A 13174-nucleotide genomic window follows, 5' to 3' on the forward strand; every position below is an offset into this window, starting at 1 on the left:
ATCACTCCTTATATAGCTATATAATAGTAAAAGTAAATAAAAAGTAGATTAAAACAATTTTATCAAAACCAATTGATATAACTAAAAAAATATCCTTCCCTTAATTTTATTATAATTTAATTGAGATTTAATTTCAGTATCTTTGGTAACAAAATTAAAATTATTTTTGGATAAACGAAATGTTTTGAATAAACGCAAAGACGAGGCCTCCTAAGAAACCTCGTCTTTTTACATTATAGTTAGCTATAAATATTATAGTTTTTTAACTAGTATATTTGTATCTAAAACTCTAAAACGCTATAACTCTAAAAAAATCTAACGCCTTAGAGTAAGAGTCTAAAAATCAAAAGGGTCTAAACTGCAGGCAGCAAGCCTAATAGATACACATTAAATGTATCACCAGGATGTACTTCATGAATTCCTCGTGGAATACACGCCAACGCATTAACAGTATATAGTCCTAACATACTACTACTATTAAAGTGACGGTTAGCCACAAAACGTGGCACCCCACCACCGAATACCACTTTTCCTTGTACATAGCGATCAAAGGCATTGCGCTTGAAGATTTCTGTATCCATTACACAAGCCACCACTGGAGTCGTCCAGTTAGCCAACCCTTTATAACGCTTCAAGGTAGGCGCTACAATTAAATGCCATCCATTAAAGGCAGCCCCTGGATTACCAGACAAACCAAAGATAATCTGACCTTTCGGTGTAATCGCACCATAGGATGCTGCGCCCGGTCGCATTTGAATACGGGCATAGATAGATTTTGCCCCCAATTTTTCATAAATAAGAGGCATCGTATCAAAAAGACCTACCGATACACCACCAGAACTGATTATAACATCTGCTTCTTCACTAAGTTTTAAAACATGATTGATTTCAGAGTCTAACGCCTCTGGAGCATCACTTACATGATAATGTGTTATCTTGTGAAAACCTAAGTCCTCTAAGAGTCCACAAATCATAGCTCGATTGGAGTTGTAAATTTTACCAGGCGTTAAGCTTTCACCAGGTTCAATAACCTCATGACCAGAAGTAAGAACTAATACACGAGGCATGGCATTAACAGATATCTCAATAATACCAAGTCCCGTCAAAATGGTTTGTACTGTAGATGTTACCTCTGTACCGTGCGGAATCACAATAGTACCGGCATTACACTCTTCACCTTGTGGAATAATATGATCACCACAACGATATTTACCTTGAATTGTAATCGATGTATGCGGTTCACCTGTGCCTACTACTTGTTCCTGCATGATAACGGTATCACATGTATCTGGTACTGGTGCACCAGTCATAATCCGTACTGCATGTCCAGGCTTTACAGGCTGTTTCCATACAACACCGGCTCCAATGATGCCGTCAACGATATATTCATTACGACCTTCTTCATAGGCGATAGCATACCCATCCATTGCAGATTTTGAAAAAGCAGGTACATCCGTTGGCGCAATAATATCCTCTGCTAGTACGTATCCCTTCGCAGCCTTAACTGCAATCGTTTCAACTTTATGAACTTGCGTTTGTAAGGCCTCATCCCATAATTGGAGAGCCTTCTCAACAGTAACGACGGCCATTTAAACTCCTCATCATTTCCTGTATGTGGCGTACCAATTCAGGTACGTCTTGATCCAATTTGCCAATTTCTATCGTCGCCACTCGGTCCATTGGGTCCGAGATCAGCTCTTCCGTATATCCCTCTTGAGTAACCTCTATAATTGGGGCAATCCCTTGGGATCTCGTTTCTAGTATAACTATATCTACAGGCATAAACTGTGATATTTCATACAAGTTGGATTGTTCTTTCGTACGTATACGAATCGCTGTTTCAGTAGGCCCTGCAATTGCAACCGCATCAGCTCCAGCTTTATAGGCAAGGTCTGTATCTGTTCCTTCATGATCCATCTGAAAGCCATGCTTATCGCTTTTTACTACACCAACCGATAAACCGATATTTTGTAACTCACACACAAGACGCATTACAACAGTTGTCTTACCTGTTTTACGTTTTGATGCGACCACACTAATTAAAGGTACACGGCGAAATTCATTTTCCGCCAAAGCTCGCGCCCATTGATAATCTTCAAAGCGATTAATATTACTTAATTCCCAGCTATAGTCAGTCGCATCAATGGACTCAATATGCCCAATGACGTCAAGAGCATGATGCAAGGATACATTTTCGCCAACAAGAATAGATTGAATTAAGGACGCAATATATGGCCTATAAATACCGGCCATCGGCTCAGATTTTCCACTTTCACTATATGGGACAATGGCATTCCAATCATTATGCTCTACTTGATAGAGCCAATCATAATACAAATCCATTTCCATGAATGGCATATCTACTGCCATTACCGCATAAGCAGAACTAGTACCAACCGCTAGAGTACTATACAGCCCTCCTAAAGGTCCGCATCGCCCAACAGAATCCCGAACAATAGAAACCTTATTTTTCTCATCGTTCGACAATGTATCTATAATATGAGTCTGGATAGCAAGTCCTAATTGCTCGTCATCACCGATGGAGATAAGAATATCTTGAACATCTGCATCTAATCCCTTACGAAGTGCATGAGATATAAGATTTTCACCATTAATCCAAGGCAACAAAGCTTTAGGTCGCCCCATTCTAGTACTGAGTCCTCCAGCCAAAATAATTAAACCTAATTTATCCACGACGTTGTAAACCTCGTTTGACACCTTGGTAGACGAATAGTAAAACTGCAATATTTAAAAGGCCATCTGGCACCATATAGGATGCATTATAAATCATAGAATAAACCCAAGGATTCTGCCCTTGCGGAGCATAGCTAGCAAAGACCACAGCACCGCTCGTAACAGATGCCCCCCAACGCAATACAATACCTACGATGGATCCAGTGATAAGTCCAGAAAGAGAATCTTTAAAGTAACCACAAACGCCAATAGCACCGTAAGCAACCAAGTAGTCTAATACAATACTTAAATAATGAACAGATGATTTAAAGCCTAAAATAAAGTGTAATATACCATATACAACACCTACGAAGATACCTCGTGTTCCGCCCCAACGATATGCGTAAATCATGAGTGGTACCAAAGCTGCCGCCTTAATAGAGCCCCCCTGTGGCATATGAAAAATCGTAATAAATGACAACACTTGAGCAATGGCAATTGCTACGCCAGCTTCAGCAAGCATACGGGTTTTAGACTGTTCCACATTAATCAACCTCCTTTTACCATATATCTATAAATGAATATATTATTTATACAATCTACTTGTATTGTACTACAGTTTATCCCTTACACCAAACAAAATATTCGGAATGTATTGAAAATTTTATGAGTCTCTTGTATAATGGTACAGGTTCAATATGTAATACTCGAAGGAGATATAGAAACTATGATTAATACAACTAACATCTTTGATTATGAAGACGTGCAATTGATTCCTAACAAATGTATTGTCTCCAGTCGTAGCGAATGTGATACACATGTAAAATTAGGTAAACGCACATTCCGCTTGCCAGTAGTACCTGCTAATATGCAAACTATTATCGACGAAGAGTTGGCTGAAAAATTAGCTCGTGAAGGGTATTTCTATATCATGCATCGTTTCCAACCAGAACGTCGTATGGACTTTGTAAAACGTATGCACGACCTTAACTTATATTCTTCTATTTCTATCGGCGTAAAAGCTGAAGAATTTGCTTTAGTTGATGAATTCAAGAAAGAAAACTTAACCCCAGAATATATCACTATTGATATTGCACATGGTCATTCCAATGCAGTCATCGAAATGATTCAATACATTAAAAAGAACTTGCCTGAGACTTTCATTATCGCTGGTAATGTTGGTACTCCAGAAGCAGTTCGTGAACTAGAAAACGCTGGTGCTGATGCGACTAAAGTAGGCATCGGTCCTGGTAAGGTATGTATCACTAAGTTAAAAACTGGCTTCGGTACTGGTGGCTGGCAATTAGCTGCTGTTCGCTGGTGCGCAAAAGCAGCTACTAAACCTATCATCGCTGACGGCGGTATTCGTGACCATGGCGACATCGCAAAATCCATTCGCTTTGGTGCTACCATGGTTATGATTGGCTCCCTATTTGCTGGTCATGAAGAATCTCCAGGGGAAGAAAAAATCGTTGACGGTAAAGCTGTAAAAGAATACTTTGGTTCTGCTTCTGAGTTCCAAAAAGGGGAACGCAAAAACGTAGAAGGCAAAAAGATTTTCATCGATTCCAAAGGTTCTATCTTCGATACATTAACTGAAATGGAACAAGATTTACAATCCGCTATTTCTTACGCTGGCGGAACGACTCTACAAGCTATCCGCAAAGTAGACTATGTACTTGTTAAAAACTCCATCTTCAATGGCGATCGCTAATCTAATCAATATATAATGATAGTTCTAAAAGCCACAGGTTCTAGACCTGTGGCTTTTTAATGCGTGAAATACATAAAATATAAAAATATGAAAAAGGAGCTACGATACGAAAATCGTAGCTCCTTAATTATAGGCTATTAAATTTGTTCTTCACTAAGACCACAGTCTTTACTCATTAAATGGTATGCGTATTTACCAATACCTGCACTTACAACAAGCAATGTAGTCAATACGATAAATGCTACTGTAAGACTTGTACCGTGCGCAATGAAACCAATTAAGGCAGGTCCCATCAAAATCCCCATATAACCGAGCATTGTGGATGTTGCGACCGCTTGTGTCATAGGAATGACATTTTGTTCCCCCATTGCAGAGAATAGGTTTGGTACTATCATAGCTAATGAAATACCCAATAATAAGTAAGTATACATGGATGCATGACCTGGCAAGAACACGATAAGCCCCATCGCAATAGAGCCAAGTAAGTAGCCACCAACAACAACTTGCTTTGATGTTAAGTGTTTACCTAATCTATTACCAAGCAAACGGCCTATACACATAGTACCATTAAAGAGCATTACACCCATGACAGCCTCTTCGATAACAATCCCTTTATCTTCAAATAAATATAATGCACTCCAATCCCCTACAGCACCTTCTACCAAGTAAGAAACAAAGGACAATAAACCAAAAATAAGAGCGATTGGATGAAAGGACAATGGGCTTTTAGATTTTTTAGTAACCTTTGCATTTGGATCACTACCAAAGGTCAACATAAATTGGCTAACTACAACCATCGCAATAAATAGTACGATGAGAAGCCCCCAAATACTTTCATTAACAGGCAGCGATAAGATTTTTAAAAGCACGAGCAAAACACCGGCACCAGCAAAACCACCTAAGCTCCAGCCACCGTGATAGGCGCCCATTAAATGTTTTTTGCTCACCTTTTCTGTTAGGATAGCTTGTAAATTAGCAGAAGCACCACTAAGGCCTACACCAATACCAAAAAAGAACAGGGCTACTGTTGTTGTAGCAATAGTAGGACACATAGTAACGATGGCAAGAGATACCATACCAATAAAGCTAGCTAACAAAACGACTCTCTTACACCCAAAGCTTTCTACAAGCTTACCTGCTATAGCCATGGATAAACAAGAACCTACACCGAGCAACAAAATCATGGAGCCTAATACATCTTCACCAATACTAAGCTTTGCTTTTAAATATGGTACGAAACCAGCCCATAAAGCTGTGTACATACCAGGGATAAAGAATGCCCCAAAAGCACCACGAATATTTGCTGTTGAAATAGAAACTTGATCGTTCATTACATCCTTTCTGGCTTCTAGAACCGTCCGGCGAAGAAAGGTCCTTTTTATCCGCAAAGCGCTAAAATATGCGCTATTACAGGAAACCATTTTAATTACATATGACTAATATTGGAATATAATAAACCCCTTTACGAAAAAAGTAAAGGGGTTTATGGGGTTAAAATTTATTTATTTTCTTTTAACCACTGAATGGCATATTCAGCATATACCGCAGATGCGGCAGATAATACAGTATCATCCATATTAAATCTATTATTATGATGATCGTATGTAGCTTCTACATCAGGGTTTTGAATACCAATAAAGGCAAAGCATCCCTGTTTATCTTGTAAATACCAGGCAAAATCTTCTCCAGGCATGACTTTACGCATCTTAGAAAGCTTGTCCTTACCTAATGTATCAATAACGACACGTTCTGCCAGTTCACTGGATTCAGGATCATTAATAGTAGGGGGCACTTTTTTTACATATTCTAATGTAGCAGTCGCTCCATAGGCCTCTGCAGTGTGTTCTACAATGCGGCGAATAGTATCGATAATATATTGTTCTTGGTTTGGATCAAAGAAACGAACTGTACCGCCTAGGGAAGCTTCCCCAGGGATGACATTCCATTCTGAGCCAGAATGAATATTGCCAATCGTAACAACGACGGAATCAAGGGCACTCACATTGCGAGAAACTACTGTTTGTAAGTTCATAACGATGGCACTAGCCACCACAATTGCATCAATCGCTTGATGAGGCTGTGCACCATGACCTTGTTTACCCTTTACATTAATAGTAATCTGGCTACTCGCAGCCATACGAGGGCCTTCCTCAACAGATATGAGACCTGCTGGCAAATCGATCCACACATGACCACCAAAGATAGCATCTACCTTATCATACCAATCACCAAACTTAATAAAATCCGGAGCCCCTGCTCCAGTTTCTTCCGCAGGTTGGAATGCTAAATACACATCGCCTTCAATACGGTCTTTCATAGACATTAGCATCTTAGCCGCACCTAATAAAATAGCCATATGTCCATCATGGCCGCAAGCGTGCATTTTGCCTTCTACTTCTGATTTATAGTCCACTGCATTATATTCATGAACAGGCAGTGCATCGATGTCGGCGCGCAACGCGATAGCCTTTCCCGGCTTAGAACCATGGATAATGCCGATTAAACCGATACCACGTTCTGTATCTACATGAACCTCTACGCCCATTGATTCTAGTTCTTTAGCGAGTGTCTTTGTCGTTTCAAACTCTTCATTACTGAGTTCTGGATGTTTATGAAAATATCTACGCCAATTTTGAACGTAGCCTTTATATTGCTCTATTAAATCGCGACTATGCATGGTATCGCCTCCTCTAATATCAATATATCAATTGCATCTCAATATGCATCGCTAATATATAACGATTAAACAGTCTCCGAATTTATAAATACACAACCTACATGCGCCAAGAAAAACCCCTTATTTAGGGGAATAACATGGTAAAAGTAAAAGAAAACGACAGGCAACGCCATGTCGTTTTCTTAGTTTCTTATCGGTTGCGCAATACCGCTTGTACCGCTAAGGATACAATAGCCGTTGCAACTGTCACAGCAGCAGTGATTTTTGCCGTTGTGATAAGTTCTTCTTTTGTAGGCTTTGCTTTTGCCGCAATGTCCAACGTTTTTGCTACCGCTGGAACCAATACTTCATTACGTAAGGATTCTGTATTCATATTTACTCCTCCAATATAGACTGTTTCTTTTAGGGTAACACGAATACGGAGTAAAGTCTATATAATCATCGGTTTATTTCCATAGTTCAATGTTACATAACTATAGTAAACAATATTTATGAAAGCTAGACGAATTCTTATTTTTCAGCTAATTCTTCAATCACTTCAGCTAAAATACGTACCGCCTTTTCTAATTGCTCTTGTGGAATATTAAGGGCTGGTAAAAGTCGTACCTTATTTTTAGCAGATAAGCATACTACGCCCTTTTCTAAACATTTTGCAATGACAGCTTTTGCATCTACTGTAGTCTCAATACCGAGCATGAGCCCCATACCACTAACACCAATGACACCAGGTTTACCAGTTAAGGTAGATTTTACGTACTCCCCTTTTACTTTTACAGAATCGAGAAATTCAGGAGTTAACCGGCTAATAATAGTGTTCCCTGCAGCCGCGCAGATTGGATTTCCCCCAAAGGTAGTAGCGTGGGCACCAGCATTTAAAACATACTGCATCTTTTCATTGAACAAAGTAGCCCCCATTGGTAGACCTCCCGCCAAGCCTTTTGCAGTAGATACCACATCTGGTTCAATGCCAAATTGTTGGTATGCATATAGACTACCAGTCCGACCATTACCAGTTTGTACCTCATCGATGAGTACCAGTTGATCGTGTTCATGCGCATATTTTGTTACCGCTTGGACAAACTCTTTATCTAAGGGCATAACCCCACCTTCACCTTGGATAGGTTCCATCATGATGGCACAAACTGCTGGATTATCAAGAGCTTTTAAGGCCGCGTCAATATCATTGGCTGGTGTATGAATAAAACCTTCTGTAAATGGGAAGAAATGTTGATGGAATACATCTTGTCCTGTAGCAGACAAGGTGGTAATAGTACGACCGTGGAAACTATTGACCAAGGTAACAACTACATGACGACCTTCGCCGTATTTATCATGGCTATATTTACGAGCTGCCTTAATAGCACATTCGTTAGACTCCGCACCAGAGTTAGAGAAAAACACCTTTTTCATCCCCGTTTTCGCGCAGAGCTGTTTCGCTAGTTCAATCTGTGGCAAGGAATAGTATAAATTAGAAATATGATTCAACGCATGAGACTGCTTAGTAACAGCGTCAGTCCACTCATCATCGTCAACGCCAAAAGCGGTTACTCCAATACCAGATCCGAGGTCGATATACTCTTTACCCTCTACATCCCACAAGAGAGAACCCTTCCCTTTTTCAAAGCATACGTTAAACCGACCATACGTATTGGCTATATATTCTTTATCTTGTTGTTCAAAATCGATTGCATTACTCATTATATCCTCCAAATGTACGGTCATGCCGTCGTCTATCTATGTAAAAGATACCCAATAGATGATTACCAGTATTATGTTTACTATATTAAGCAACAAACATGGTGCCAAGGCCTTCATCGGTTAATAACTCGATAAGAATGGCATGTGGAATTTCACCATTGATGATAAATACCTTTTGTGCCCCAGCTTCTATGGCTTCTAAGCAGCAATCTACCTTTGGAATCATACCGCCTACAATGACACCATCCGCTTTTAACTGAGCGGCCTCGGCCATCGTAATTTTAGAAATTAAAGAATCTGGATCATGCACATCTCGCAGTACACCATCAATATTGGTCATAGCCACCATGGTTTCCGCCTTGAGGGCACCTGCAATTTTCGCGGCTACCGTATCCGCATTAATATTATATGTCTTGCCATCGGCTCCCATGCCGATAGAAGAAATAACTGGAATATAGCCACGGCTAATTACGTCATGGATAATACTCGTATCAATGGTATCAATATAACCTACGTAACCAAGTTCTTCGTTTTGTTTATGAACTTGAATCATGTTGCCATCTACGCCACAAAGGCCAACAGCTTTGCCACCAAGATCCGTTAAATCCGCCACGAGCCCTTTATTCACCTTGCCGGCTAGCACCATTTGTACAACATCCATTGTTGCTTCATCGGTAACTCGTAGACCATTAGCAAAATGTGATTTAATTTGCATCGCCTCTAAAGTACTATTAATAGCTGGGCCACCGCCATGAACAAGGACTACTTTGACCCCCACTAATTGAAGTAATAGTAAATCCTTCATAACAGATTTCTTTAACTCTTCATCCACCATGGCATTGCCACCGTATTTAACGACAACGTACTGATCTGTGTATTGTTTTATATATGGAACGGCCGCCGTTAAGATATGCGCCCGCATTGCATTTGTTACATTCTTCATAGATTCCTCTCTAACCTAATACTAAACCAGTATCCTCTGGTAAACCCAATGCAATATTCATACATTGAACGGCGGTACCCGATGCACCTTTACCTAAATTATCGAAAATGGCGTGAACCATGATGCGTTCATCGTTACCAGTGACATAGATTTTCATACTGTCCGTATTGCTCAATTGATTAGCGTTTAACATACCGCTATTACTATTTTCAGTAAATGGTGCAACCGTAACGATTGTACTATCTTTGTAAAAGTATTCTAACGTTTGTTGTACCTTATCAATACAAACAGGTTTATGACATAAACGACTATGAATACCTACGGTAACCTCCATTCCAGAGTAGTAATCATCAACAATTGGCATAAAAATTGGAGCTTCACTAAGGCCGCATACATGTTGTACTTCGGGTAAATGTTTATGTTCTTGACCAAGCCCATATTGACGAGGCGCATAAAGGAAATAGTCCTTAGGACTGCTTTCATATTGACCAATCATCTTCTTACCACCACCGCTATAGCCTGTTAAGGATGTAATGGTGAAAGGATAATCCGCTGGCACGAGCCCTGCTTTTACAAGAGGCGCTATACAAGCAATCATACCGCTCGCATGACAGCCAGGATTTGCAATATGTTTTTTAGTTGCAATATCTGTTTTGTAGCTTTCACCAAGTTCTGGGAACCCATATGCCCAACCAGCTGTAGTTCTAAACGCTGTAGAAGTATCAATAACCTTACATGGAAAATCACCAATAGCGGCCATAATTTCCTTAGATGCCACATCAGGTAAGCAAAGAAATACAAGATCCGCTTTTTTTGCAACCACTTTAATGGCCTCTACATTTTTGCGATCCTCATCAGCAGTCGCTAAGAGTTCTATATCTTTTCGATCGGATAATCGTTCATGAATTCTAAGACCAGTTGTGCCTTCATGACCAACAATAAATACTCTATGGGGTGTCATAATAAACCTCACTTCTCACCTATTAGTGACTCACACCTATTTATATAGCCCTTTATCCAATATAAATAGAAAACAAACGATACCATACATCACCATTTAGGAAGATGAACTTATTTCAATGGATAATTTCCAAAGGTAGAAACCATAACTGCCTTAATCGTGTGGAGACGATTTTCTGCTTCTTGGAACGCCAATGAGTTTGGACCTTCGAATACCTCTTCGGTTACCTCAATGCCATCCATGCCAAACCGTTCGTAAATATCTTTACCTACTTGTGTTTCTGTGTTGTGGAACGCAGGTAAACAATGGCAGAACTTAGTATTTGGATTGCCAGTTAATGCCATCATTTCTGCATTTACTTGGAATGGTTTAAAGGTATTGATACGTTCCTCCCACATATCATATGTATCGCCCATCGTTACCCACACACCAGTGTAAATAACATCTAAGCCTTTAACGCCTTCAGCTACATCATCTGTGCAAGTAATAGTAGCACCCGTTTCTTTGGCCACTTTTAAGCACTCTTCGTAGAACGGACCAGCTGGCCAGTATTGTTTAGGACCAATGAGTCTGAAATCCATGCCCATTTTAACGGCACCACTCATCAAAGCATTGCACATATTTGATTGACCATGTCCAACATAGGCAAAGGAAATTTCATTCAACGGTTTGTCGATATTTTCTTGAAGTGTTAAGAAATTAGCTAATGTTTGTGTCGGATGATCCATATCGGTAAGTCCATTCCAAACTGGTACACCAGAGTATTCCGCCAATGTATCTACATCCTCTTGGTCAAAGCCTCTAAACTCGATGGCATCGTACATGGAGCCAAGAACACGAGCCGTATCCTTTAAGGATTCTTTCTTATTCATTTGAGAACCTGTAGGACCAAGATATGTTGTAAAAGCCCCTTGATCAGCAGCCCCGACTTCAAAGGCACAACGTGTCCGTGTGGAATCCTTTTCAAAAATTAATGCAAAGTTTTTACCCACCAATGTTTTGATTTCTTTACCCACTTTTTTATCGGCTTTTAATTTTTTTGCTAACTCCAAGAAGTATTTAATTTCCTCTGGTGTATATTGAAGCATTGTTTTAAATGATGTATGTTGTAAACTTTTCATGATAACCTCTTATTTCAAACTATGTGTTTAACTACTTTTCTTGTAAATATTCGGCGGCAATAGCTGCCATCATTGTTATACCAGGTTCGAGGATGCTTTCATCGATGGTGAAAGCTGCATTATGCAAAGCCGGATTGCCTTCAAAGCCAGTGCCTAACCAAAGGAACGCGCCTTTGATTTTATGAAGATAGGCAGAGAAGTCCTCTGCCGCCATAGATGGGAATTCAGGATGTACCACTGCGTCTTTACCAAGATATTTCTCTACAATAGATGTGGCATAATCGACGGCCTCTGGATTATTGATAGTTGCACCATGACCACGTTTATAATCCAAAGTACTTTCCGTTTTAAACATCACATCGAGGGCCTGTAAGCTTTCACCTAATCGTCGTTCAATGTAATCTCGTTTCTCTGGTTCATAGGTACGGCAAGTACCCTCTAGGTATACATCACCGCAGCCTACGTTATATCGGTCACCACCATTGATAACACCGATAGTACACACGAGATTTTCCATTGGATTCGTTTCACGAGCTACCATGGACTCCACATTTACAATCCAGTTCGCTGCGGCCACAATAGCATCAACCCCATTGTGAGGCTCCGCACCATGGGTTGATTTGCCCTTAATATGTACAAGGAAGTGGTCAGATGCAGCCATCAAATTACCTTTTTTTAGACCTACAGTGCCAACGGGTAATTGTGGCCATACATGAAGTCCATATATTTCATCTACGTCATCAAGGATACCGCTATCTACAATACCTTGTGCTCCTGGGAATAAAGCTTCTTCTTCGGAAGGTTGGAATATCAGTTTCACGGTCCCATGTAATTGATCTTTAATGGATTGTAGAATCGCCGCTGCACCAAGTAAAATTGCCATGTGGCTATCGTGACCACAGGCATGCATAACGCCTTCATTTTGTGAAGCAAAGGGCAAGCCTGTTATTTCATGTATGGGTAATGCATCCATGTCGGCACGCAATGCAATAACAGGGCCTGTATGAGCACCTTCTATCTTACCGATAACAGCATAATCGGAAACATCGTTTACAAAGGGAATTCCTAGTTCACCAAGAACCTTTTGAATAAATATAGATGTATTTTTTTCTTCACCTGACAATTCTGGATGACTATGAATATGTCGACGCCATTCCAAAACTTGTTCTTTATATTGGGAGGCATATTTCTTAATTAAATCTTGTAATGTGTTCATTACTCTATCTCCTTTATACACTGTATGTATGTTTTATACATACTTTGTGTATTTTTATAATCTATACACGTATTATAATACTACACACCACAATTAGCAAGTATTTATACAAATCCATTGTATTTTTATTTGTTATATTGTAAATCAATTTTACTCATAGATTTTTGCAAC

Annotated in this window: 12 protein-coding genes; 1 reads left to right on the plus strand and 11 read right to left on the minus strand. The window is 39.7% G+C overall.

The features are described 5' to 3' along the window. Positions 1 to 353 precede the first annotated feature (353 nt). From DW000_RS05425 to thiT, 3 genes are read right to left on the minus strand one after another with little or no spacing between them, the layout of a single operon-like run. On the minus strand, positions 354 to 1589 hold the full coding sequence (locus DW000_RS05425) for a molybdopterin molybdotransferase MoeA (RefSeq protein ID WP_120055468.1): 1236 nt from the start codon (positions 1587 to 1589) through the stop codon (positions 354 to 356). Then, positions 1570 to 2694 (minus strand): molybdopterin-guanine dinucleotide biosynthesis protein MobB, encoded by a 1125-nt coding sequence (locus DW000_RS05430; protein WP_120055470.1) that lies wholly within the window; start codon positions 2692 to 2694, stop codon positions 1570 to 1572. The genes DW000_RS05425 and DW000_RS05430 overlap by 20 nt, the downstream gene beginning before the upstream one ends. Continuing rightward, positions 2687 to 3217, minus strand: a complete 531-nt coding sequence (thiT, locus tag DW000_RS05435; protein WP_004698518.1) for an energy-coupled thiamine transporter ThiT — start codon at positions 3215 to 3217, stop codon at positions 2687 to 2689. Before thiT ends, DW000_RS05430 begins: the two co-directional genes overlap by 8 nt. A 183-nt stretch (positions 3218 to 3400) precedes the next feature. Between thiT and DW000_RS05440 the strand changes: the two genes are divergently transcribed. Further along, positions 3401 to 4387 (plus strand): GMP reductase, encoded by a 987-nt coding sequence (locus tag DW000_RS05440; protein WP_021148399.1) that lies wholly within the window; start codon positions 3401 to 3403, stop codon positions 4385 to 4387. 137 nt (positions 4388 to 4524) lie between these two features. Here DW000_RS05440 and DW000_RS05445 read toward each other — a convergent pair whose 3' ends face one another. The 8 genes from DW000_RS05445 to DW000_RS05480 all read right to left on the minus strand — a co-directional run bounded on the left by DW000_RS05445 (position 4525) and on the right by DW000_RS05480 (position 13003). After that, a complete protein-coding gene (locus tag DW000_RS05445; RefSeq protein WP_120055472.1) occupies positions 4525 to 5718 on the minus strand; it encodes an MFS transporter in 1194 nt (397 codons plus the stop codon). 167 nt (positions 5719 to 5885) lie between these two features. Then, positions 5886 to 7064, minus strand: a complete 1179-nt coding sequence (locus tag DW000_RS05450) for an amidohydrolase (RefSeq protein ID WP_120055474.1) — start codon at positions 7062 to 7064, stop codon at positions 5886 to 5888. Positions 7065 to 7254: 190 nt separating this feature from the next. Further along, a complete protein-coding gene (locus tag DW000_RS05455) occupies positions 7255 to 7437 on the minus strand; it encodes a hypothetical protein (protein WP_042977898.1) in 183 nt (60 codons plus the stop codon). A gap of 137 nt (positions 7438 to 7574) precedes the next feature. After that, on the minus strand, positions 7575 to 8762 hold the full coding sequence (locus DW000_RS05460; RefSeq protein ID WP_120055476.1) for an aspartate aminotransferase family protein: 1188 nt from the start codon (positions 8760 to 8762) through the stop codon (positions 7575 to 7577). Positions 8763 to 8847: 85 nt separating this feature from the next. Continuing rightward, positions 8848 to 9705 (minus strand): acetylglutamate kinase, encoded by an 858-nt coding sequence (argB, locus tag DW000_RS05465; protein WP_004698655.1) that lies wholly within the window; start codon positions 9703 to 9705, stop codon positions 8848 to 8850. 10 nt (positions 9706 to 9715) lie between these two features. Further along, on the minus strand, positions 9716 to 10666 hold the full coding sequence (gene argC / locus DW000_RS05470; RefSeq protein ID WP_120055478.1) for an N-acetyl-gamma-glutamyl-phosphate reductase: 951 nt from the start codon (positions 10664 to 10666) through the stop codon (positions 9716 to 9718). 110 nt (positions 10667 to 10776) lie between these two features. Beyond that, positions 10777 to 11787, minus strand: coding sequence for an ornithine carbamoyltransferase (argF, locus tag DW000_RS05475; protein ID WP_101928820.1), 1011 nt, complete (start codon positions 11785 to 11787; stop codon positions 10777 to 10779). Positions 11788 to 11818: 31 nt separating this feature from the next. After that, entirely contained in the window at positions 11819 to 13003 is a 1185-nt protein-coding gene (locus tag DW000_RS05480; protein ID WP_120055480.1) for a M20 family metallopeptidase, read from the minus strand. Between the last annotated feature and the right edge of the window lie 171 nt (positions 13004 to 13174).

It is taken from the genome of Veillonella sp. AF36-20BH, assembly GCF_003602765.1.
GTDB classification, from domain to species: Bacteria; Bacillota; Negativicutes; order Veillonellales; family Veillonellaceae; genus Veillonella; species Veillonella hominis.

What these genes read in the sequence shown, in the direction of transcription:
- argF (WP_101928820.1), bottom strand. Translation starts at nt 11,787, where the DNA reads ATGAAAAGTTTACAACATACATCATTTAAAACAATGCTTCAATATACA.
- DW000_RS05445 (WP_120055472.1), bottom strand. Translation starts at nt 5,718, where the DNA reads ATGAACGATCAAGTTTCTATTTCAACAGCAAATATTCGTGGTGCTTTT.
- DW000_RS05480 (WP_120055480.1), bottom strand. Translation starts at nt 13,003, where the DNA reads ATGAACACATTACAAGATTTAATTAAGAAATATGCCTCCCAATATAAA.
- DW000_RS05440 (WP_021148399.1), top strand. Translation starts at nt 3,401, where the DNA reads ATGATTAATACAACTAACATCTTTGATTATGAAGACGTGCAATTGATT.
- DW000_RS05425 (WP_120055468.1), bottom strand. Translation starts at nt 1,589, where the DNA reads ATGGCCGTCGTTACTGTTGAGAAGGCTCTCCAATTATGGGATGAGGCC.
- argC (WP_120055478.1), bottom strand. Translation starts at nt 10,666, where the DNA reads ATGACACCCCATAGAGTATTTATTGTTGGTCATGAAGGCACAACTGGT.
- argB (WP_004698655.1), bottom strand. Translation starts at nt 9,705, where the DNA reads ATGAAGAATGTAACAAATGCAATGCGGGCGCATATCTTAACGGCGGCC.
- DW000_RS05455 (WP_042977898.1), bottom strand. Translation starts at nt 7,437, where the DNA reads ATGAATACAGAATCCTTACGTAATGAAGTATTGGTTCCAGCGGTAGCA.
- DW000_RS05460 (WP_120055476.1), bottom strand. Translation starts at nt 8,762, where the DNA reads ATGAGTAATGCAATCGATTTTGAACAACAAGATAAAGAATATATAGCC.
- DW000_RS05450 (WP_120055474.1), bottom strand. Translation starts at nt 7,064, where the DNA reads ATGCATAGTCGCGATTTAATAGAGCAATATAAAGGCTACGTTCAAAAT.